This window comes from Lentzea xinjiangensis (assembly GCF_900110955.1).
Classification (GTDB): Bacteria; Actinomycetota; Actinomycetes; order Mycobacteriales; family Pseudonocardiaceae; genus Lentzea; species Lentzea xinjiangensis.
The window spans coordinates 384,519-405,621 of the sequence record NZ_FOFR01000001.1; the positions used below are offsets into that span (position 1 = coordinate 384,519).

24 protein-coding genes and 1 pseudogene are annotated in these 21,103 nt (G+C 70.6%); 10 read left to right on the forward strand and 15 right to left on the reverse strand.

Annotation, left to right across the window (positions count from 1 at the left end):
* Positions 1–19 precede the first annotated feature (19 nt).
* The 5 genes from BMW88_RS01920 to BMW88_RS01940 all read right to left on the reverse strand — a co-directional run bounded on the left by BMW88_RS01920 (position 20) and on the right by BMW88_RS01940 (position 3,728).
* Entirely contained in the window at positions 20–691 is a 672-nt protein-coding gene (locus tag BMW88_RS01920; RefSeq protein ID WP_089948569.1) for a DedA family protein, read from the reverse strand.
* Between the two features lie 74 nt (positions 692–765).
* Positions 766–960 carry a hypothetical protein gene (locus BMW88_RS01925; protein ID WP_089948571.1) on the reverse strand — a complete coding sequence of 65 codons (195 nt, stop codon included), beginning with the start codon at positions 958–960 and terminating at the stop codon, positions 766–768.
* Between the two features lie 4 nt (positions 961–964).
* Positions 965–2,116 carry an N-acetylglucosamine-6-phosphate deacetylase gene (nagA, locus tag BMW88_RS01930; RefSeq protein WP_089948572.1) on the reverse strand — a complete coding sequence of 384 codons (1,152 nt, stop codon included), beginning with the start codon at positions 2,114–2,116 and terminating at the stop codon, positions 965–967.
* On the reverse strand, positions 2,113–3,024 hold the full coding sequence (locus tag BMW88_RS01935) for an ROK family protein (RefSeq protein ID WP_245777515.1): 912 nt from the start codon (positions 3,022–3,024) through the stop codon (positions 2,113–2,115). The genes nagA and BMW88_RS01935 overlap by 4 nt, the downstream gene beginning before the upstream one ends.
* A 140-nt stretch (positions 3,025–3,164) precedes the next feature.
* The gene (locus BMW88_RS01940; protein WP_089948576.1) at positions 3,165–3,728 is read right to left on the reverse strand and encodes a SigE family RNA polymerase sigma factor; all 564 of its coding nucleotides are present in this window, start codon (positions 3,726–3,728) and stop codon (positions 3,165–3,167) included.
* Between the two features lie 40 nt (positions 3,729–3,768).
* Between BMW88_RS01940 and BMW88_RS01945 the strand changes: the two genes are divergently transcribed.
* On the forward strand, positions 3,769–4,050 hold the full coding sequence (locus BMW88_RS01945) for a YciI family protein (protein WP_089948577.1): 282 nt from the start codon (positions 3,769–3,771) through the stop codon (positions 4,048–4,050).
* Between the two features lie 16 nt (positions 4,051–4,066).
* Here the strand turns inward: BMW88_RS01945 and BMW88_RS01950 are convergent, their stop codons facing one another.
* The 3 genes from BMW88_RS01950 to BMW88_RS01960 are packed head-to-tail and all read right to left on the reverse strand — an operon-like array spanning position 4,067 to position 6,191.
* The gene (locus tag BMW88_RS01950; RefSeq protein ID WP_089948579.1) at positions 4,067–4,918 is read right to left on the reverse strand and encodes an SDR family oxidoreductase; all 852 of its coding nucleotides are present in this window, start codon (positions 4,916–4,918) and stop codon (positions 4,067–4,069) included.
* A gap of 44 nt (positions 4,919–4,962) precedes the next feature.
* A complete protein-coding gene (locus BMW88_RS01955) occupies positions 4,963–5,889 on the reverse strand; it encodes an aldo/keto reductase (RefSeq protein ID WP_089948581.1) in 927 nt (308 codons plus the stop codon).
* Between the two features lie 17 nt (positions 5,890–5,906).
* The gene (locus tag BMW88_RS01960; RefSeq protein ID WP_089949416.1) at positions 5,907–6,191 is read right to left on the reverse strand and encodes a DUF427 domain-containing protein; all 285 of its coding nucleotides are present in this window, start codon (positions 6,189–6,191) and stop codon (positions 5,907–5,909) included.
* A gap of 360 nt (positions 6,192–6,551) precedes the next feature.
* Here BMW88_RS01960 and fbaA point away from each other — a divergent pair, with 360 nt between their 5' ends.
* Positions 6,552–7,586 carry a class II fructose-bisphosphate aldolase gene (gene fbaA, locus BMW88_RS01965; protein WP_089948583.1) on the forward strand — a complete coding sequence of 345 codons (1,035 nt, stop codon included), beginning with the start codon at positions 6,552–6,554 and terminating at the stop codon, positions 7,584–7,586.
* Between the two features lie 48 nt (positions 7,587–7,634).
* Here fbaA and BMW88_RS01970 read toward each other — a convergent pair whose 3' ends face one another.
* On the reverse strand, positions 7,635–8,468 hold the full coding sequence (locus tag BMW88_RS01970) for an SDR family oxidoreductase (protein ID WP_089949417.1): 834 nt from the start codon (positions 8,466–8,468) through the stop codon (positions 7,635–7,637).
* An 84-nt stretch (positions 8,469–8,552) separates the two neighbouring features.
* On the opposite strand from BMW88_RS01970, the gene BMW88_RS01975 reads away from it, so the two are divergent.
* Positions 8,553–8,924 (forward strand): winged helix-turn-helix transcriptional regulator, encoded by a 372-nt coding sequence (locus BMW88_RS01975; protein ID WP_089948584.1) that lies wholly within the window; start codon positions 8,553–8,555, stop codon positions 8,922–8,924.
* Here the strand turns inward: BMW88_RS01975 and BMW88_RS01980 are convergent.
* Entirely contained in the window at positions 8,904–10,019 is a 1,116-nt protein-coding gene (locus BMW88_RS01980) for a hypothetical protein (protein WP_089948586.1), read from the reverse strand. The two genes, BMW88_RS01975 and BMW88_RS01980, sit on opposite strands and share 21 nt — an antisense overlap.
* A 250-nt stretch (positions 10,020–10,269) precedes the next feature.
* On the opposite strand from BMW88_RS01980, the gene BMW88_RS01985 reads away from it, so the two are divergent.
* Both BMW88_RS01985 and BMW88_RS01990 read left to right on the forward strand, forming a co-directional pair.
* Complete coding sequence (locus tag BMW88_RS01985; RefSeq protein ID WP_089948587.1) at positions 10,270–10,680, forward strand: DUF3151 domain-containing protein; 411 nt, start codon at positions 10,270–10,272, stop codon at positions 10,678–10,680.
* A 6-nt stretch (positions 10,681–10,686) separates the two neighbouring features.
* Complete coding sequence (locus BMW88_RS01990; protein WP_089948589.1) at positions 10,687–11,847, forward strand: FUSC family protein; 1,161 nt, start codon at positions 10,687–10,689, stop codon at positions 11,845–11,847.
* On the opposite strand, the gene BMW88_RS01995 is transcribed toward BMW88_RS01990, so the two are convergent.
* The 3 genes from BMW88_RS01995 to BMW88_RS02005 all read right to left on the reverse strand — a co-directional run bounded on the left by BMW88_RS01995 (position 11,756) and on the right by BMW88_RS02005 (position 13,396).
* Positions 11,756–12,007 carry a hypothetical protein gene (locus BMW88_RS01995; RefSeq protein WP_089949418.1) on the reverse strand — a complete coding sequence of 84 codons (252 nt, stop codon included), beginning with the start codon at positions 12,005–12,007 and terminating at the stop codon, positions 11,756–11,758. The genes BMW88_RS01990 and BMW88_RS01995 overlap by 92 nt on opposite strands.
* Entirely contained in the window at positions 12,007–12,636 is a 630-nt protein-coding gene (locus BMW88_RS02000) for an HNH endonuclease family protein (protein WP_089948590.1), read from the reverse strand. Before BMW88_RS02000 ends, BMW88_RS01995 begins: the two co-directional genes overlap by 1 nt.
* A gap of 103 nt (positions 12,637–12,739) precedes the next feature.
* Entirely contained in the window at positions 12,740–13,396 is a 657-nt protein-coding gene (locus BMW88_RS02005; protein WP_425434588.1) for a hypothetical protein, read from the reverse strand.
* 62 nt (positions 13,397–13,458) lie between these two features.
* Here BMW88_RS02005 and BMW88_RS02010 point away from each other — a divergent pair, with 62 nt between their 5' ends.
* The 5 genes and pseudogenes from BMW88_RS02010 (at position 13,459) to BMW88_RS02030 (ending at position 18,372) form a co-directional block, all read left to right on the forward strand.
* On the forward strand, positions 13,459–14,748 hold the full coding sequence (locus BMW88_RS02010; RefSeq protein WP_089948592.1) for an adenylosuccinate synthase: 1,290 nt from the start codon (positions 13,459–13,461) through the stop codon (positions 14,746–14,748).
* Between the two features lie 83 nt (positions 14,749–14,831).
* A pseudogene (locus BMW88_RS02015) lies at positions 14,832–15,598 on the forward strand (ABC transporter permease).
* Entirely contained in the window at positions 15,583–16,365 is a 783-nt protein-coding gene (locus BMW88_RS02020; RefSeq protein ID WP_089948593.1) for an ABC transporter ATP-binding protein, read from the forward strand. Before BMW88_RS02015 ends, BMW88_RS02020 begins: the two are co-directional and overlap by 16 nt.
* Positions 16,268–17,236 carry an ABC transporter substrate-binding protein gene (locus BMW88_RS02025; RefSeq protein WP_089948595.1) on the forward strand — a complete coding sequence of 323 codons (969 nt, stop codon included), beginning with the start codon at positions 16,268–16,270 and terminating at the stop codon, positions 17,234–17,236. The genes BMW88_RS02020 and BMW88_RS02025 overlap by 98 nt, the downstream gene beginning before the upstream one ends.
* A complete protein-coding gene (locus BMW88_RS02030; protein WP_089948596.1) occupies positions 17,233–18,372 on the forward strand; it encodes an LLM class flavin-dependent oxidoreductase in 1,140 nt (379 codons plus the stop codon). The genes BMW88_RS02025 and BMW88_RS02030 overlap by 4 nt, the downstream gene beginning before the upstream one ends.
* On the opposite strand, the gene BMW88_RS02035 is transcribed toward BMW88_RS02030, so the two are convergent.
* Entirely contained in the window at positions 18,362–19,459 is a 1,098-nt protein-coding gene (locus BMW88_RS02035; protein WP_245777516.1) for a glycerophosphodiester phosphodiesterase, read from the reverse strand. The two genes, BMW88_RS02030 and BMW88_RS02035, sit on opposite strands and share 11 nt — an antisense overlap.
* Before the next feature lie 70 nt (positions 19,460–19,529).
* The gene (locus tag BMW88_RS02040) at positions 19,530–21,077 is read right to left on the reverse strand and encodes a Na+/H+ antiporter (RefSeq protein WP_177220883.1); all 1,548 of its coding nucleotides are present in this window, start codon (positions 21,075–21,077) and stop codon (positions 19,530–19,532) included.
* Positions 21,078–21,103: the final 26 nt, after the last annotated feature.

Genomic DNA, 21,103 nt, shown 5'->3' on the forward strand with positions numbered 1-21,103 from the left:
CGGGCCTTCGGCGACTCAGTCAGCGCTCGACGCGGGGGATGATTTGCGTCGCGTCGTCGTGGATCTGCGCTTCCATGATCTCGGTGATGTCGTCGGCCTCGGCCTGGACCAGCGACTTCTTCTCCCGGCGCGCCTTGATCACCTCGATGATGATCGGCACGATCGACAGGAGGACGATGGCGAGCAGCGTGACCTCGAGGTTCTCCTTGATGAAGGAGATCTGGCCGAGGTAGTAGCCGAGCACGGTCAGGCCCGCGGCCCACGCCACGCCGCCGATCGCGGAGTAGGTGAAGTACTTCTTCGGGTCCATCCGCCCGACACCGGCCATGGCCGTGATGAACGTGCGGACGATCGGCACGAACCGCGCGAGGACGATGGCGCGCGGGCCGTACTTGTCGAAGAACTCCTGCGTCTTGTCGACGTACTCCTTCTTGAAGATCTTCGACTCGGGTTTGTTGAACAGCGCCGGACCGGCTTTGCGGCCGATGTAGTAGCCGACGACGTTGCCCACGAAGGCGCACACCGTCAGCAGCACGCACACGAGCCAGAGCGGCGTGGAGATGTGGCCCGCCGCGACGAAGAGTCCCGCCGTGAACAGCAGCGAGTCGCCCGGCAGGAAGAACCCGACGAGCAGACCGCACTCGGCGAAGACGATCACGCACAGCCCGACGAGCATCCACGGGCCGAGCATCGTCAGCAGTTTTTCGGGATCCAGCCAGTCAGGGCCCAAGGCAAGCGTCGTCGTCACGGCGACAACGGTACAGGTCAGCTCAGCGTGATCACTGCGGCCACCGTGCCCGCTGCCAGGCCCAACAACATCGCGAGGCCCAGCACCCACCACGCGGACATGGGTGCCGGGCGCTCGTCGGAAATAGGGACGGGAACGGCAAATCCGGCATTCGTGCTGGTTGCCTGCGCTCGCAACGCGTCGGTCACCAACCGCTCCGGATCGTCCGCCATCCACCTAGTCCTTGACCCACTCGCCCCTGACCATCACGTCCCGCGGCCTCAATTCTGCATCGAGGACGACGAGGTCGGCCGCACAGCCCGCCTGCAGCTTGCCGGTGTCGAGGCCGAGGAGCTCGGCGCCGCGGGTGGAGGCCGCGTACGCGGCCTCCACGAGCGACAGTCCACAACTGCCGACCGCGTTGCGGAACGCCATGTCCATCGTCAGCGTGCTGCCGGCCAGCGCGGCACCGCCCGCCAGCGTCGGCACCCCGTCGACGACGCGCACCTCGAGCCCGCCGACGTCGTACACGCCGTCGCCGACACCGGCCGCCGCGATGGCGTCGGTGATCAGGACGGTGCGGCGGGTGCCGGCGTGGCGCGCGGCCAGGCGCACCGCCGTCGGGTGCAGGTGCACGAGGTCGCAGATCAGCTCGACGGTCACGCGTTCGTCGTCCAGCAGCGCGCCGATCGGGCCCGGCTCGCGGTGGTGCAACGGGCGCATGCCGTTGAACAGGTGCGTGGCCACGGACGCGCCGGCGTCGACCGCCGGGCGGACCTGCGCCTCCGTCGCGTCGGTGTGGCCGATGGCGGCGATGACGCCCGAGTCCACGAGCTGGTGCACGGCGCTCACGGCGCCTTCGAGCTCGGGGGCGATGGTGATCATTCGGACGGTGCCCTTGCCCGCGTCGAGCAGCTTCGTCACCGCGGTGTGCTCCGGCGGGCACAGGATCGCGGGGTCGTGCGCGCCGCAGCGGGCCGCGGACAGGAACGGCCCCTCCAGGTGGATGCCCGCGACGACGCCCTCCTGCACCAGCTCGGCGAGCGCGGACACCTGGTCGGCCAGCTCCGGCACCGGGCGCGAGACCAGCGAGGCCAGCATCGTCGTGGTGCCGTGCCGGCGGTGGGCGCCGGCGGCCTTGCGGATCTTCACCGGGTCGCTGCTGGTGAACGCGTCCCCGCCGCCGCCGTGGCAGTGGATGTCGACGAAGCCCGGCACGATCGTGCCGCCGCCCACGTCGGTCGTCGGGCCTTCGGGCGCCTCGCCCTCACCCACCGCGGCGATCCGGCCGTCGGTGACGCTGACCCACCCGTTCTCGAGCACCCTGTCCGGCGTGACGACCCGACCACCGGTCAGGGTCACGTCGACAGGTCCACCCCACGTGCTCACGATGCCTCCAGCATGTCGATGGCCAGCAGCGCGGCGCCGAGGAAGCCCGCCTCGTCGCCGAGCGCCGCGAGCCGCAGCTCCGGTCGGCGCTGGAAGGCGATCAGCCCGTCCAGCCTTTCCCGCAACGGCTCCACCAGCAGGTCTCCTGCGAGTGCGAGTCCGCCGCCGAGCACAACGGCCTCCGGGCCGAGCAGCGTCGCCAGCACCAGGATGCCCCTGGCGAGCGCGTCCACGGCCTCGTGCCACACGGCGACGGCGTCCTGCTCCCCCTCCCGCACCCTGCGGGCGACCTCGGCCGCGCCGTTGACGGGCGTGCCGGTGCGCGCGGTGTACCGGCGGGCGATCGCCGCGGAGGACGCGACCGTCTCCACGCAGCCGGTCTGGCCGCACGCGCACGGCACGCCGTGACCGACGTCCACGTGCCCGATCTCCCCCGCGTAGCCGCCGCCCGCGAAGATCTTCCCGTCGAGCAGCAGCGCGCCGGCGATGCCGGTGCCGATGGGCATGATCACCGCGGTGCGCAGGTCCTTCGCCGCCCCCATGCGGCACTCGGCCAGTCCGGCGGCGCGCACGTCGTGACCGAACGCGACGGGGACGCCGAGCCGTTCGGTGAGGACGGTGCCGAACGGGAACTGGTTCCACGGCAGGTTCGACGTGTAGACGCCGACACCGCTCGCCTCGTCCACGATGCCCGGCGCCACGACCCCGACGGCGTCGACCTCGTGCTCGCAGGACCGCCGGAGCCCGTCGACGAGCTCGGCGATCACGGTGAGCAGCGGCTCCAGCTCGCCGGGAGTCGCCCGGCGCGCGTGCTTGTGCACCGCCACCGCGGCCGAGGTGCCGGCGACGAGCGCCGCCTTGGTTTCGGTGCCACCGATGTCAACGGCGACCACGTGTCTGCGTGCCACGAGGACTGATCCTGCGGCATTGGAGCCCTATTGGTCTATACCAAGTACCGGATTGGGCGCCTGGTCTTGCCCGGTGGAACCGTCCGCACCGGACAAAACGGCTCAACCAGGGAAATGGTGAACTTCGCTTACTGCTGCGGTCAGCCCGCCATGATCTTCTGGAGGGCGTCGAGCGCGCGGGACGCCGTCGACTTCACGGTGCCCTTCGAGATGCCCGTGGCCTCGGCGATCTCGGCCTCGGACAGGTCGCCGTAGTAGCGCAGCACGAGCACCTCGCGCTGGCGCGGCGGGAGCTGCTGCAACGCCTTGACCACGGCCTGGTGCTCGGCGGTCAGCATCGCGAGCGACTCGGCCGACCGCGCGTTCGCCACGTGCGGCGGCGTGTAGTCGCGGGCCGTCTTGCGCCGGCGCAGCACGCTGCGCGAGCCGTTGACCACGGCGGTGCGGAGGTAGCCGACGGCCGCCTGGGCGTCGCGCAGGCCCTTCCAGTTGCGGTGCAGGCCCGTGAAGGCCTCCTGCACCACGTCCTCCGCCGTCGCTGGCTCGTCCACGAGCAGCAGCGCGAGCCGGACGAGGCGCATGCGGTGCTGCTTGTAGAGGTCTTCGAGCGTGAGCGGCCCTGCGGGAGGTCCTGCGACGCCGTCCTTGATTCGCAGGTTGGTCAGGGTGTCCTGCACGGTGCGCGGGGTTTCTTCGCCAACCACGGGATAGGACGGTACCGGTCACCGTCGCTACGGTGGACGCATGGCCCGCTTTGCAGTCGAATTGGTGTTCGGTCCCGACCAGGAGAAGCGCCTCGCGGTGCGCCCCGCGCACCGCGAGTACATCGCCTCCCTCGCCGGGAAGGGCGTGGTCCTCGCCGCCGGCCCGTACGCGGACGACACCGGCGCGTTGATCATCTACGAGGCCGCCGACGAGGCGGCGGTGCGGGAGCTCATCTCCGCCGACCCCTACACGCCGGCCGACGTCGTCGCGAAGTGGGAGGTCCGCGCCTGGAACGCGCTCCTCGGCTCCTGGCTGCGGTGACGACCGGCGCCCGCGCTCAGCGAGCCGCGGCCTGCCCGCCCGGCCCGACCAGCCCTGACGTGTCCGACCTGGCCATCTCCAGGTCGGCGGCCGCCACCTCGGCGACCGCCTGGCGGTCCACGACCACCGGCGTGAACGCGCGGAAGTACTTCAGCGCGCCCACCCAGCCGGGGACGTGGATCGCCTTCGCGCGTTTCTCGATGCCCTTGACCACGGCCTTGCCGACGTCGCGGACGGGGTACTTCTTGCCGGCGAGGCCCGGCATGCCCTTGCGCAGCTTGCCGAAGACCGGGTGCTGGTCGGCGCTGTCGACCATGTCCGTGGAGATCCACGAGAAGTAGGCCGTGCCGACGTCCACGCCCAGGTGCCGGACCTCCGCGCGCAGGCTGTCGGCGAACGCCTCGCAGCCCGCCTTCGCCGCCGAGTAGGCCGCGTTGCCGGGGATGTGCACGATCGCGGCCAGCGACGACACGACCAGGCAGTAGCCGCGGCTCTTGACCAGGTGCGGCAGTGCCGTGCGGACCGTGCGCCACACACCGAGCAGGTTGACCTCGATGACGCGTTCGAACGCCTTCGGGTCCATCGACCGCACGAACCCGGTGGCCGCGATGCCCGCGTTCGCCACCACGACGTCGATGCCGCCGAAGTGCTCGGCGGCCTCGTTCATGACGCGTTCGAGCACGTCCCAGTCGGTGACATCGGCTTCCCACGCCTTGCCACCCGTCTGCCGCGCGACCTCTTCGAGCCGGTCCTTCTCCAGCCCGACGAGCGCGAGGCGAGCCCCGCGCGCGGCCAGTCGCCCCGCCACCTCGGCGCCGATGCCCCTGGCCGCGCCGGTGATCAGTACCACCTTGCCCGTGACGTCCATGCCGTCACGGTAACGCAACCTACTCCCGGTAAGCTACTGGCAAGTTAAATTGCGCTGAGGCGGTCCACCTCGGTCTGGGACAGCACGAGGTCCAGCGCCGGGACGAGTTCGCCGAGCTGCTCCACCGTGCGGGCGGACGCGATCGGCGCGGCCACCGTCGGCTGCTGCGCGAGCCAGGCCAGCGCGACGGAGGCCACCGTGGTCCCGCGGGTCTCGGCCAGCTCGTCGAGCACCTCCAGCACCTGGAGGCCGTGCTCGTCCAGGTGCCTCGACGCCGCGCCGGCCCGCGCGCTGCGGACCTGGACGCCCGGCCGGTACTTGCCGGTCAGGAAACCCCTGGCGAGCGAGCAGTACGGCACGGTGGCGAGCCCGTGCCCGGCGACGGTCGCCAGGAGCTCGCCCTCGAACGCGGCGCGGCTCACCAGGTTGTACTCGGGCTGCAGCGCCACGAACTTCGCGAAGCCCTCCCGCTCCTGGACCTCCAGCGCCTTCGCCAGCCGCTCGGCCGAGAAGTTGGACGCGGCGACGTGGCGGACCTTGCCGTCGCGGACGAGCCGGTCGTAGGCGGCCAGCGTCTCCTCCAGCGGCGTGCCGGGGTCGTCGCGGTGGCTGTAGTAGAGGTCGACGTGGTCGACGCCGAGCCGCTTCAGCGACCGCTCGGCGCCGGCCAGGACCGTGTCGCGCTTCTGGTTGTCGAACCCGGCGAGCATCCCGACCTTGGTGGCGATCACGACGTCGTCGCGGTTCCCGCGCCGGGCCAGCCACCTGCCGATGATCGTCTCCGACTCGCCGCCGGAGTTGCCCTCGGCCCAGGCCGAGTACGAGTCGGCGGTGTCCAGGAAGTTCCCGCCCGCCTCGGTGTAGGCGTCGAGCACGGCGAAGGACTCGTCCTCGCCGGCGGTCCAGCCGAACACGTTGCCGCCCAGGCACAGGCGGGACACGGTCAGGCCGGTGGTGCTCAAGATCCCCATGTTCCGACGGTAGTCGGTCAGGCGGTGATCTCGACGCCCTTCCAGAACGCCACGCGCCCCTTGATCTGCGCCGCCGCTTCCTTGGGCTCGGCGTAGTACCAGGCGGCGTCGGTGTTCTCGGCGCCGTCCACCTGCAACGAGAAGTAGTTCGCGGTGCCCTTCCACGGGCAGACCGACGTGTGGCCGGACGGCTTCAGCACGTCCGGGTCCACCGAGTCGAGCGGGAAGTAGTGGTTGCCTTCGACGACGACCGTGTCGTCGCTCGAAGCGATGATCCTGTCGTTCCACCGGGCGGTTGCCATGTCCTCCACTATGCCCTCACGCGCGGGGTGCGACGACTTGCGGAACGTCCGGTGGGTCCGGTGGGTCCGCGTCCGCGAGACGCTCGGTGACCAGTTCCCCGCGCCGGAGGTCACCGTGGTCGCGGAGGAGGACGACGCCGCCGATCCCAGGTCCGGCAGCTTGATCGATGCACCCGTACCGTCCGGTAACCCCGGCCGGGTGGCGGAGGAGCCGCGCGCCCACTCGGCCGCGGGCGCCGGCCACCTGGCGATCCGGTCCCTGAACGGGCACTATGCCGAGCTGGCCGCCGCGTCGGGTCTGGGACGCGGCCTCGTAGGATGCGGTCGACACCCGTTCAGGGCGCCTGAGGAGGACCACCGATGCCCATCGCAACCCCTGAGGTCTACGCGGAGATGCTGGACCGGGCCAAGGCGAACGAGTTCGCCTACCCCGCGATCAACGTCACCTCGTCGGAGACTCTCAACGCGGCTCTGCGCGGCTTCGCCGAGGCCGAGAGCGACGGCATCATCCAGATCTCGACCGGCGGCGCCGAGTTCGCCTCCGGCACGAAGGTCAAGGACATGGTGACCGGCGCTGTGGCGCTCGCCGAGTTCGCGCACGTCGTTGCCGCGAAGTACCCGGTGAACATCGCGCTGCACACCGACCACTGCCCGAAGGACAAGCTCGACGGGTACGTGCGTCCGCTGATCGCCATCAGCCAGGAGCGGGTGGACAAGGGCGGCAACCCGCTCTTCCAGTCGCACATGTGGGACGGCTCCGCCGTGCCTCTGGACGAGAACCTCCAGATCGCGAGCGAGCTGCTCGACCTCTCCGCCAAGGCGAAGCTCGTCCTCGAGATCGAGGTCGGCGTCGTGGGCGGCGAGGAGGACGGCGTCGACAACGAGATCAACGACAAGCTCTACACGACGCCCGAGGACTACCTGAAGACCGTCGAGGCGCTCGGCGCGGGCGAGAAGGGCCGCTACCTGCTGGCCGCGACCTTCGGCAACGTGCACGGCGTCTACAAGCCGGGCAACGTCAAGCTGCGCCCGGAGATCCTCAAGCAGGGCCAGGACGTGGCGGCGGAGAAGCTCGGCCTGGCCGCCGGCTCGAAGCCGTTCGACCTCGTCTTCCACGGCGGCTCCGGCTCGCTGCTGGAGGAGATCCACGAGGCCGTGTCGTACGGCGTCATCAAGATGAACATCGACACGGACACGCAGTACGCCTTCACCCGCCCGATCGCGGCGCACATGTTCTCGAACTACGACGGTGTGCTGAAGATCGACGGCGAGGTCGGCAACAAGAAGGCCTACGACCCGCGCAGCTACCTCAAGGCAGCCGAGCAGGCCATGGCCGCCCGCATCGCCTCGGCGTGCGAGCACCTCAAGTCGTCCGGCCGCATGATCGCGGGCTGACACCGCTCGTGAGGAGGGCCCCGGCACCGCGCCGGGGCCCTCCCGCGTTCAGCGGAACGCCTCCACGTTGCGCGCGGCCCAGTCGGCGAACGAGCGCGGGGCCCGTCCGAGGACCGCCTGGACGTCCGGACTCACGCGCAGCTCGTCCGGCGTCGGCGAACTGAGGATGTCCAGGGTGTCGTCGGCGAGCGCGCCGGGCATCAGCTGTTCCATGCCGGCCTTGGCCTCGGCACGGGTGAGCTCGTGGAACCGCACCGGTTCGCCCAGCGCCGCCGCGATGACCGCGGTCTGCTCGCGCGGCGTGATCACCTCCGGGCCCGTCAGTTCGAGCACGGCGCCGTCGTGCCGGTCGTCCGTGAGGCAGGCGGCCGCGACCTCCGCGATGTCGGCGGGATCCAGGATCGGCACCCCGGTGTCGCCGAACGGTGCGGCGACCACCCGGTTCGCCCGGACGGACTCGGCCCACCACAGGGCGTTGGACGCGAAACCGCCCGGCCGCAGGATCGCCCAGTCCGCCCCGGACTCCCGCACCACGTCCTCCAGCGCGCTCATCGCGATTCGCGTGGCGCCGAACGGCCTGGTCCTCACCCCGAGCGTGGACAGCAGCACGACGCGCCGCACCCCTTCCGCGACCGCCCTCCTGACGACGTCCGCCGGATCGGCCCCGACGGCGTGCAGGTCGCCGGACAGCAGCAGGAACAGCGCCTTCGCACCCGCCAGCGGGAGGGTCTCGGGACGGGCGAGGTCCGCCACCTGGTGCCGCACCCCGTCCGGCACCTCGGCGGCGTGCCGCGACACCGCCGTCACCTGCTCGCCGGCCTCGGCCAGCGCTCTCGTCAGCGGTCGGCCGATGTTCCCGGTGGCCCCGGTCACCACGATCATGAACAGCTCCTTCGTCGATGTGGGCACGACGCTAGGAACAGGGCTTACATCCCGTAAGGACGTACCTCTGGGTAAGCTCCGGACATGGTGGTCGGAACTCAGTTCACGCGGTCCGGGCCGACCGGGCGCTATGAGGTGTTTCACACCGACTGCCCGGCGCGCGAGATGGTCGACCACGTCACCAGCCGCTGGGGCATCTGGGTGCTGATCTCCCTGCAGACGAACGACCTCAGGTTCTTCGAGCTGCGCGAGAGCATCCGCGGCATCAGCGAGAAGATGCTCTCCCAGACCCTGCGCGGCCTGGTCGCGGACGGCCTGGTCTGGCGGAAGGTGGAGCCGACGACCCCGCCCCAGGTCACCTACGGGTTGACCGAGTTCGGGCGGGACGTCGGCGAGCCCCTCGCCGACCTGTTCGGCCGGATCACCAGCCGGCTGTCAGCCCAGCTCGAGCCGTGACGCGACCACCCGCGCCCGCGGCCGGTGGAGCACCAGGTCCCCGGCCGTCCACAGCACCGCCAGCAGCACGGCCGTGACCGCCGCCGACGAGAACGAGATCGGCGGTCCCCACAGGTGCTCCTGCTGGAACCAGATGCCGGCGTAGCCGACGGTCGTGACGGCCGCCGAGCCCAGCACGGCCGCGGCCGGCGTGGGCACCTTCACCGCGTGCGCCGCGTCGATCGCGAGCCCGACGAGGACCAGGAACAGCGGCACGGCGGACTTCGGGAAGTCGATGCCCGCGAGCACCGGCCAGATCAGGCACCGGTAGGCGACGTACCCACCCGCGACGACCGTGGCCGCCCAGGGCCGGTCGAGCGTGCGCCGGGCGATCACCAGCACGATCGCGGCCGCGACGAGACCCCACACCGGGTAGACCCAGTCCGCGATGGGCAGCGCGAAGTTCACGACCGCCTCGCGCCCGACGGGGACGCCGAGCTGGTCGGCGGCGAACTGCAGCAGGATCGGCTCAGCCTCGGGCCGGCCGTCGTCGTAGGCCTGCAACGCGCGCACGCCGTACTCCTGGTGCTGGTTGGGGAACCAGACGTTCTCCAGGAAGAAGAACCACAGCGCGACGAGCCCGAACGTCCGTGCGTTGCCTTCGGGGAAGAACTTCATCCACCCGCGGATCGCCCCGGCCAGCATGACCGCCGTGCCGAGGTAGAGCAGCGCGTGCGAGCCGGACCAGCTCGTGATGTCGAGCCCGTTGACGCGGTGGTTGATCACGTCGATCGGCAGCGCGACCAGGAAGATCCCGCAGCCGGCCTGCATCAGCCGCAGCGTCGTCCGGTCGGCGCCGTACCCGGTGAACGTGTGGAACAGCGTCAGCCCGACGACGATCACCGTGCCGACCGTGTTGATCAGGTGCGGCGGTGCCAGGTCGTCGCGCAGCCACTTGAAGTGCCACGAGACGTCCCAGGACGACCCGATCAGCTTGAGCAGCAGACCGGCGAGCCACAGCCCGTAGAGCTGCCTCGTGAGCGCCGCCGGTGTCTCCCGTCCGGGCGCGCCCCGCTCCCAGTACCGCTCCCGGAACTCCCGAACCCCCTGGATCATCCGAACATCATGAGGTCACCTCCGTTGCCCGGAGAGCCGGAACGCCCCTGGTTTTACCCTGATGTTTCCACTTCGTGTGCACGGCCGGGTGAACGTCGTTGCTCTGATCGGCCCAGCGCGGCATCATGCACGGCCATGGCCAAGAGGATTGTCGCCGGAGTGCTCGTCACCGCGTTGCTGCTGGCCGTTGTGGCCGCGGTCATGCGGGTGTTCGTCTCGTAGAGGTCGTTCGTGCGGCACGATGGGCCGCATGCGTGACAACCTCCTCGGGCCGGAGCCGACCCGTCTTCCCGAGCGCCCTGAGGCGCAGTCTGCCGCGGACGGCGGCACGGACCCCGGCAAGATCGTCCGGGCCTACCCCGACTTCTCCGAGGCCTGGGCGCTGCTGGCCGAGCGTGCGCTGCACGCCGGTGACCCCGTGGCCGCCTACGCCTACGCCCGCACCGGCTACCACCGCGGCCTCGACCAGCTCCGCCGGTCCGGCTGGAAGGGCTTCGGGCCCGTGCCGTGGGACCACCGGCCCAACCAGGGCTTCCTGCGCGCTCTGGCCGCGCTCGCCCGCGCCGCTCGCGAGATCGGCGAGGACGAGGAGTGGGAGAGGTGCTCGAAGTTCCTGGCCGACTCCGACCCGAAGGCGCCCGCCGCTCTCGGTCTGGCCTGATCCGGCGTGGGTGCCGTCCGGGACGCCGTGGGGCGTGGGCTGACGCGGTGGCGCGGAGCGGCGCTGCCGATCGTCCAATGTGCCCTGTCCGCGGGTCTCGCCTGGCTCGTCGCGACCGTCGTGATCGGACACCCGCACCCGTTCTTCGCGCCGATCGCCGCGGTCGTCTGCCTCGGGGTCTCCCTGGGGCAACGGCTGCGGCGCGTCGGTGAGCTCGTCGTCGGCGTGTCGGTCGGCGTCGGCGTCGGTGACGCGTTGATCAGCTTGATCGGCAGCGGTCCCTGGCAGATCGCGCTCGTCGTCGCGCTGGCGATGTCGGCGGCGGTGCTGCTCGACGGCGGGAGCGTCATCGCCCTGCAGGCGGGGAGCAGTGCCGTTCTCGTGGCCACGCTGCTGCCGCCCAGCGCCGGCGGCGGGTTCGACCGGATGATCGACGCGTTGACCGGTGGGCTCGTCGGGCTCGCGGTGGCGGCGCTCATCCCGGCGAACCCGGTGACGGTGGCCCAGCGGCAGCTCAAGGTGCTCACGAACACGCTCAGCGGCGCGTTGCGCAACCTCGCCGACGCGCTGACCGAACAGGACTCGGTCAAGGCGGCCGGGGTGCTGGCCGAGCTGCGCACCAGCCAGACCACGATCGACGACTACAAGTCCGCCCTGCAGACCGGGCGGGAGATCGCGCGGATCGCGCCGATCCGCTGGCGGGCCAAGGACGAGCTGCGGCGGTACCAGACCGCGGCCGGGCCGGTGGACTACGCGATCCGCAACACGCGGGTGCTGGCCAGGCGGACGATGGCCGCGCTGAAGGCCGAGGAGCGGATCCCGGACGGGGTGCCGCGGGTCCTGCGGGACTACGCGGACGCCGTCGACTGCCTGAAGGGCGAGCTGGAGAAGGGCAAGGAGCCCAGGCAGACGCGGGAGGCCGTGCGGGACGCCGCGCGGGTGCTCACCGCGCGGCGCCTGGGCGGGGACGGGTTCTCGTCCAAGGTCGTGCTGGCGCAGATCCGGAGCGTGGCGGTGGACCTGTTGCAGGCCACCGGGCTCAACCGGGCGGAGGCGGTGGAGGCGTTGCCGCCCCTCAGCCCTCCGGCCGGTTCAGCAGGCCCAGCAGCAGGGAGTGGACCTGCTCGTGATCGCGAGGATCGGCCAGGGCGCACGAGCCGTTCGTGACGGCGTACCACTCCTCCGCGCCCTCGTAGCGGACCAGTGCGCGCAGCTCGCCGTCCTCGGACAGCTCGGTGCACAGCTCGAGGTCTCCCGTGACGACGCCGACCTCGTCGGTCATCACGCCGCCGGGGCCCGCCACGAAGAGCGAGGAGAGTGACGCCATCAGCACCTTCCGAGCATGCCCGCCAGTTCGGTCTTCTCCGCCGAGTTCACGCTGAGGTTCCAGCGGTACTTGGTGTGTACCCACATCTTCGCGTAGGTGCACCAGTACGACGTCAGCGGCGGCTTCCAGGTCGCCGGGGTCTGGTCGCCCTTGGCCTGGTTGACGTTGTCGGTCACCGCGATGAGCTGCGGGCCGGACATGTCGTTCGCGAACGACTGGCGCTGGGCGGTGCTCCAGGACGCCGCTCCCGACCTCCAGGCGGCCGCCAGCGGCACGATGTGGTCGATGTCCACGTCGGAGGCCGCGGACCACGTCGCACCGTCGTAGGGCGAGAACCAGCGGCCCGACGTGGCGGCGCAGCTCGAGTCCGTCACGACGCCGGTGCCGTCGCGCTTCAGCACGGCCTCCCGCGTGTTGCAGGTACCCGACTGGGTGATCCAGTGGGGGAACTTGTCGCGTGAATAGCCCGTCATCGAGCCGTCCGCGCGCACGGTGAGGCCGGCCAGCTCCGTCTTGGCGGTGGCGGCCGTGGGGATGTTCGGCGGTGTCGCGAGCGCAGGGGTGGCGAGACCAAGGGTGAGAGCCGCGGTGGCGACCGCGGCACCGATGATCCGGTTGATTTTCGACATCGTCCCGGCCTTCCTCGGTGGAAGTGATCGGGACCACCCTTGGTCACGTTATGGAATTAGGCAACACCTTTGAGTGACACTCAAGCGAACGACAAGTGCACGCCTAGACGCCTCGGACGAGCCTCAGGTCCTCGGTGTGGCGGTACCAGGTCCACTTGTCGACGGGCCGCGGGTGCCTGTGGCCGTCCAGGACGGCGGTCGTGGGCAGGCAGCCGAGCTGGAACGCCCGCGGGCGGCTCTCCCGGACCTTCGACCCGAACAGGCGCTTGTTGACGATCCGGATCACGAGCCCGAGGCCGCCCTCGGGGTCCGGCGTGCACTCGACCCGCGACGCCTGGCCGCGCAGCACGTTGTCCGCGTCGCTGTACCCGACGCCACGGACGGGTGACAACACGCCGCGGCCCATCAGCACGCCGCCGACGTCGTCGCGCACGAGCGGGACGGGATCCACGTCACCGTTCAGGGCGATGTCGAGGGCGCGGCCGGGATCGGTCGACAGGCCCCAGAGCGCGGCGACGGCCGACTCGGCGACCGGCACGTACCCGAGGGCCACCGAGCCGAGCTTTTCCTTGCGCAGCAACCGCAACGCGACGGCGGCGAGGTCGGCGTCGGTGCCCGCCACCACGAGCCGGCCGGCGTCCAGGTGCTGGTCGACGTGGTCCTTGCCGGGGCGGGCAGGAACGACCTGCACGCCGTCACGTTGAGTGATCAGTGGCAACTGCGTGTTTCCGCAGGCCAACACGATTCCGTGCACGGTCATCTCCTGGTCTACCCTCGCTTACCGGCGTTCGCTCGAACCAGTCCAAGCGCTTGGAGTTTCACATGCCGGCCGTCGTGCTGATCGGTGCCCAGTGGGGCGATGAGGGCAAGGGCAAGGCCACCGACATCCTCGGTGAGCGTGTCCAGTGGATCGTCCGCTACCAGGGCGGCAACAACGCGGGTCACACCGTCGTCCTCCCGGACGGCCAGAAGTTCGCCCTGCACCTCATCCCGTCCGGCATCCTCACACCCGGTGTCAAGAACGTCATCGGCAACGGCGTCGTGGTCGACCCCGGCGTGCTGCTCGAGGAGCTCGCGGGCCTGGAGGAGAAGGGCGTCGACACCGGCGGCCTGCTGATCTCGTCGGACGCGCACTTGATCATGCCGTACCACGTGGCCATCGACAAGGTGACCGAGCGCTACCTGGGCAAGGCGAAGATCGGCACGACCGGCCGCGGCATCGGCCCGGCCTACCAGGACAAGCTCGCCCGCGTCGGCGTGCGCGTGCAGGACCTGCTGGACGAGAAGATCCTGCGGCAGAAGGTCGAGGCCGCCCTGGACTTCAAGAACCAGGTGCTGGTCAAGGTCTACAACCGCAAGGCGCTCGACCCCGACCAGGTCGTCGACCAGGTGCTGGAGCGCGGTCAGCACTTCGTGCACCGCATCGCCGACACCCGGCTGCTGCTCAACCAGGCGCTCGACCGCGGCGAGATCGTCGTGCTGGAGGGCTCGCAGGGCACCCTGCTCGACGTCGACCACGGCACCTACCCGTTCGTCACGTCGTCGAACCCGACGTCGGGTGGCGCGACGGTCGGCTCCGGTGTCGGCCCGACCCGCATCAGCACCGTGATCGGCATCCTGAAGGCCTACACGACCCGCGTCGGCTCCGGTCCGTTCCCGACCGAGCTCAACGACGACATGGGCGAGTACCTGCGCAAGCAGGGCGGTGAGTTCGGTGTCACGACCGGCCGCTCGCGCCGCACCGGCTGGTTCGACGCCGTGATCGCCCGCTACGCCTCGCGCGTCAACGGCATCACCGACTACTTCCTCACCAAGCTGGACGTGCTGTCCGGCCTGGAGAAGGTGCCGGTCTGCGTGGCGTACGAAGTGGACGGTCGCCGGGTCGACGAGATGCCGATGACGCAGACCGACGTGCACCACGCCGTGCCGGTCTACGAGGAGCTGCCGGGCTGGTTCGAGGACATCTCGCACTGCCGCACGTTCGACGAGCTGCCGGCCAACGCCAAGGCGTACGTCGAGTACCTGGAGAGCATCATCGGTGCTCGCGTCTCGGCGATCGGCGTCGGCCCCGGCCGCGACCAGACGATCGTCCGCCACGACGTGCTCGGCTGACACCGACTATCTCGAAGTACGACGCTTTTTCACGATTTGGGCGTCGTTGACGAAGGGCCACGGCTCGCCTGTAATTCAGCGCCGTGGCCCTTTCTCTTGCTCGAAAACCTGCGATACCGGTGCGGTGGATCAGCCCGGTGGCGCTGGTTCTGCTGTGGCAAACAGCCAGCTCAACAGGTGTGCTGTCGCCGGAGAAACTGGCTTCTCCGCTGACCGTCGCACAGTCCGCCGCCGAGCTCGTCGCGGACGGCCAATTGGTGGACGCATTTCTTGTTTCGCTGGGCCGCGTTTTCTTCGGATTTCTCGTCGGCGGCGTGGCCGGGGTCGCTCTCGGGCTGGTCTCCGGTCTTTCCCGCTGGGGCGAGACACTGCTCGACCCCCGGTGCAGATGTTGCGGACGCTCCCGCACCTCGGCCTGATCCCGCTGTTCATCCTGTGGTTCGGCATCGGCGAGGAACCCAAGCTCGCGCTGGTCGCGGCCGGTGTGGCGTTCCCCCTCTACCTCAACCTGCACGCCGGCATCCGGCAGACCGACCCCGGCCTGGTCGAGGCGGCCCGCGCGCTGGGCTACAGCCGGTTCGAACGCGTCGTGCACGTCGTGCTGCCGTCCGCCGTGCCGCAAACCCTGGTGGGGCTGCGGATCGCGCTCGGCACCGCGTGGCTGTCGCTCATCGTCGGCGAGCAGGTCAACGCCGACTCCGGCCTCGGCTTCCTGATCAACAACGCCCGTGAGTTCCTCCGCACCGACGTCGTGGTCGTCGGCCTCGTGGTCTACGCGCTGCTCGGCCTCACGACGGACGCCCTGGTGCGCCTGCTCGAAAGGAGAGTGCTGCGATGGCGAGCCCGGTGAACGTGCGCGGACTGAGCAAGGCCTTCGGCGCGCGAACGGTCCTGCGGGACGTCGACCTGGAGATCGCCCCCGGCGAGTTCGTGGCCCTGCTCGGCCGCAGCGGCTGCGGCAAGTCGACGCTGCTGCGCGTCCTCGCGGGCCTCGACCGGGAGATCACCGGCGAGGCACGGGTCTCCGGCACGGTGTCGATCGCGTTCCAGCAGCCGCGGTTGCTGCCGTGGCGCAAGGTCTGGCGCAACATCTCGCTCGGCCTGCACCGGCCGGACGGCCGTGAGGTCGCGCTCAAGGCGCTCGACGAGGTGCGGCTGCCGGACCACGCCGACGCGTGGCCGCTGACGCTCTCCGGCGGTGAGGCGCAACGGGTCTCGCTCGCACGGGCGCTGGTCCGCGAGCCGGACGTGCTGCTGCTCGACGAACCGTTCGGCGCGCTGGACGCGTTGACCAGGCTCGCCATGCACCACCTGGTGGAAGACCTGTGGGCCCGCCACCGGCCCGCCGTGCTGCTCGTGACCCACGACGTCGACGAGGCGTTGCTGCTGGCCGACCGGGTCCTTGTGCTCGACGAGGGCCGGATCGTCGCCACGCACCACGTCGGCCTGCCCCGCCCGCGCCGCCGGGCCTCAGTTGTGGAGCAACGCACCCGCGTGCTCGCCGACCTGGGAGTGGACGTTGACACTGCTGCCCAGCCGAAGGTTCCTCACCCTGCTCGCCGCGATCGTGTTCACCACCGGCTGCTCGGCCACCGCGCAGCACACCCCTCCCGGTGAGGTCGTGCTCAAGGTCGGCGACCAGAAGGGCAACGCGAAGGCGGTGCTCACCGCCGCCGGGTTGCTCAACGACTTCCCGTACAGGATCGAGTGGTCGACGTTCGCCTCCGGCCCGCCGCTGCTGGAGGCGGCGTCGGCCGGTGCGATCGACCTCGGCGGCGTCGGCAACACACCGCCGATCTTCGCCGCCGCCGCGAACGCCAGGATCGCCGCGGTCGGCGCGTCGCAGGGACAGGTGGAGGCCGACGCGATCCTGGTGCCGGAGAACTCGCCGCTGCGGGCGGTCACCGACCTCAAGGGCAAGAACATCGCGGTGGCCAAGGGCGGCTCGGCGCACGGCCAAGTGCTGCTCACGTTGCGCGCCAACGGGTTGACCACCAAGGACGTGACGCTGAACTTCCTGCAGCCCTCCGACGCGTACGGCGCGTTCACGCAGGGCAGGGTCGACGCCTGGGCCGTCTGGGACCCCTACACCGCGCAGGCGCAGCAGGAGGCCAAAGCGCGTGTGCTGACCGACGGCCGCGGCAAGTCCAACGGGTACGGCTTCCAGGTCGCGGGCCGCAAGGCGTTGGACGACAAGGGGAAGAACCCGGCGATCAAGGAGTACCTGGTCCGCTACTACAAGGCGCAGAAGTGGGCCGACACGCACCGCGAGGAGTGGGCGAAGGCGTGGGCGGCGGAGACGGGGCTGAAGTACGAGGTCGCGCTCGCCGCGGTGAACCGCAACGGCGACCGGGTGGTGAAGGTCGACGACACGCTGATCAGGTCGCAGCAGGAGCTCGCGGACGCGTTCACCGAGGACAAGACGTTGCCGGGCAAGGTCGACTTCGCGAAGTTCGTCGACACGAGGTTCCAGGGAGATCTGGCATGAGCATCACGCTGCACTGGTTCCTGCCGACGTCCGGCGACGGGCGCACGGTCGTGGAGCACTTCCACGCCAACCGGGCCCCGGCCGCCGGAGCGCGTCGTGAGCCGGACATCGACTACCTGGCGCAGATCGCGCGCACGGCCGAGCAGGTCGGGTTCACCGGCGTGCTCACCCCGACCGGCACGTGGTGCGAGGACGCGTGGCTGACCACGTCCGCGTTGATCGCGCAGACCACGAGGCTCAAGTTCCTGGTGGCGTTCCGGCCGGGGGTGCTGTCGCCGACGCTCGCCGCGCAGATGGCCGCGACGTACCAGCGGATCTCGCGCGGGCGGCTGCTGCTCAACGTGGTGACCGGTGGTGACTCCGTTGAGCAGCAACGGTTCGGCGACTGGCTCGACCACGACCAGCGGTACTCGCGCACCGACGAGTTCCTCCAGGTCGTGCGGGGCATTTGGACCGGCCGGCCCTACTCGTTCCACGGCGAGCACTACCGGGTGCGGGACGCGACGGTGCTGGCCCCGCCGGACCCGGTGCCGCCGATCTACTTCGGCGGCTCCTCGGACGCCGCGCTGCCGGTCGCCGCTGCCAGGGCCGACGTCTACCTGACCTGGGGCGAGCCGCCCGCCGACGTGGCGGCGAAGATCGCGCGGGTGCGGGCGTTGACGGACCGGCCGATCCGGTTCGGCATCCGGCTGCACACGATCAGCCGCGACACGTCGGCGGAAGCGTGGGAGGCGGCCGCGAAGCTGCTCGACGCGCTGGACCCGGAGTCGGTGGCGAAGGCGCAGGCCCAGCTCGGCGCGTCGGAGTCCGTGGGCCAGCAGCGGATGGTGGCGCTGCACGGCGGTGACCTGAGCCGGGGCGTGCGCGGCCTGGAGGTCTACCCGAACCTGTGGGCCGGTGTCGGACTGGTCCGCGGCGGTGCGGGCACGGCGCTGGTCGGGTCGCACGCCGAGGTCGCGGACCTCATCGAGGAGTACCACTCCGCCGGCATCGCGGAGTTCGTGCTCTCCGGTTACCCGCACCTGGAGGAGGCCTACTGGTTCGGCGAGGGCGTGCGGCCCCTGCTCGCGCAACGCGGGTTGCTCGACGGGGGCCGCACGCTCGCACTGGCGGGCTCTCCGGACCTCAGCGCTTGACCTTGGCCTCGACGGCCGTGTCGGGGTTGTCCGCGAACACGCCGTCGACGCCCTGCCGGAAGAACAGCTCGTACTCCTCGAAGGCCCGGCCGTACGCGGCCGGGTCGGTCGAGGACCGGAAGTCGGCCGGCAGGAACGAGTTCTCGTTGCGGAACGTCCACGCGTGCACGGTCAGCCCGACCTTGTGCGCGTCCTCGACCACCGTGGTCGGCGCCTTGAGGAAGCCGCTGGCGTCCCTGGGGATGATGACGTCCTTGGCGAGGCCGACGCCGTCCGCGTACGAGCGGATCTCCCGCAGACCGGCCGGGGTGACCAGGTCGGCGTAGGTGCGCTTGTCACCGGCCACCACGAAGTCGTACGGCGCGCCCGAGCCGTTGACGAGCTGGACGACCGGCACGCGCAGCGACCTGTTCAGCTCCTTGAGGTTCGCCACCTCGAACGACTGCACGTAGACCTTGGCGCCGCGGCGGTTGAGGCCGTTGCGGTTGAGCACGTCGACGAGCTTCGGCTCCAGCGCGAGACCGATCGAGGAGAAGTACGTCGGGTGCTTGGTCTCCGGGTAGATGCCGATCTCGCGGTCGAGCTCGCGGGACAGGCGCTTCGTCAGGTCGACGACCTCCTGCAGCGTCGGCACCTCGAAGCGGCCGTCGTAGAGCGTGTTGCGCGGGCGGATCGCCGGAATGCGTTCCTCGGCGCGCAACGTCTTCAGCTCGGCGAGCGTGAAGTCCTCGGTGAACCAGCCGGTGATCGGCGTGCCGTCGATCGTCTTGGTCTTCTTGCGGTCGGCGAACTGCGGCTTGTCGGCGACGTCGGTGGTGCCGCCGATCTCGTTCTCGTGCCGGGCGACCAGCTTGCCGTCCTTCGTGGCCACCAGGTCCGGTTCGACGAAGTCGGCGCCCATGCGCGCCGCGAGCTCGTAGGCCGCGAGCGTGTGCTCCGGCCGGTACGCCGACGCGCCGCGGTGCCCGATCACGATCGGGCCCTTCTCGTCGTGGGCGGAGGCGGAGGGCAGGGTGGCCACGACCGCGCCCGTGAACACGAGCACGACGGCGGCGAGAACCCGGCCTGCGACCATCTTGGGGTACATCCTTCGACCTCCCCGTTCGGTGTTGAGAGCCGCACCCAAGCATCGCGACACGAAGAACAGGTGAACACGGTCAATCGCGGGAGAGAGCGGCTTCCTCCAGGTCGAGCTCGCGCAGCACCCGGAAGAGCACCTCGTCGTCTATCTCGCCCTTGTCCCGCGCGCTGATGAACTCGTCGCGCTCGGCCTTGAGCATCACCCGGCGCAACCGCCGGTACGCCGCGGCGGGGCTCTCCTGGTCCTGGCGCCCCAGGCGTTCCCAGGCGGCGTTGCCCCGGTGCTCGGCGAGCGAGCGCAGCTGGTCGCGCACGTGGTCGGGCACGTCGTCGACCTCCTGGTCGAGCCGGTCGACCGCCGCCCGCGCCGCCCGGTGCTGCACCTGGGCCTCGGCCAGTGCGTCCTGGCGCGCGTCGTCACCCTCGAAGCCGATCTTGCCGATCAGCCACGGCAACGTCGTGCCCTGCAGCAGCAGCGTGGCGACCGTCACGACGAAGGCGCAGAACACGATGATGTCGCGGCCGGGCACGTCGGGCGGGATCGCGGCCGCCGCGGCCAGCGTCACCACGCCCCGCATGCCCGCCCACGAGATCACCGTCACCTGCCCGAGGTGCGGCGGCCGTTCGCGTTCCCGCAGCCGTTTCGACAGGTACCTCGGGATGTAGGTGGCCGGGTACATCCAGACGAACCGCGCGAGGACCGTCGCCAGCAGCACGGCGCCGGCGCCCAGCAGCAGACCGGCGTTCAGGTCGGCGTCGCTGACGATCGAGGACAGCTGAAGGCCGATGAGCGCGAACACGAACGACTCCAGCAGCACGTCCAGCGCCCGCCACACGGCCGCGTCCTGCAGCCGGGTCGAGTACGTGCCGCGCGGCGAGTGGTGACCGATGTACAGACCCGCCACGACAACAGCGAGCACACCGGAGACGTGCGCGGCCTCCTCGGCGAGCAGGTAGGTGCCGAACGGCACCAACAGGCCGAGCGCGCTCTCCAGCACGCCCTCGCACAGGCGCTTGCGCAGGAACCTGACAACCACGCCCACGACCAGGCCGACCGCGATGCCGCCCGCGGTGACCAGCAGGAACAGCCCGACACCCTCGACCGGGTGCATCGCCGCACCGGCCGCCGCCGCCACCGCCACCTTGAACGCGGTCAGCGCCGTGGCGTCGTTGATCAGGCTCTCGCCGACCAGCAACGTCATCGCGCGGCGCTGCAACCCGAGCTTGCGCCCGATCGCGACCGCGGCCACGGCGTCCGGCGGTGCCACGACGGCGCCCAGCACCAGCGCGGCGGCGAACGGCAGGCCGGGGAACACCAGCTTCGCCGTCAGCCCCACCACGAGCGTCGTGAACAGCACCAGCCCGATCGCCAGCAACCCGATCGGGCGCAGGTTGGCGCGGATGTTCAGGTAGGAGCTGTCCAGCGCCGCGCTGTAGAGCAGCGGCGGCAGCACGACCAGCAGGATCAGGTGCGGGTCGATCTCGAACTCCGGCACGCCGGGTATGAACGAGACCACCAGCCCGACGGCGACCAGCACCAGCGGCGCGGAGAAGTTGAGCCGGCGCGCGACGGACGTGACGACCAACGCCCCGAGCAGGAGCAGCAAGAGTTCAGGGCCGACCATGCCGCCCATTCTGCGCACCGCCGGTG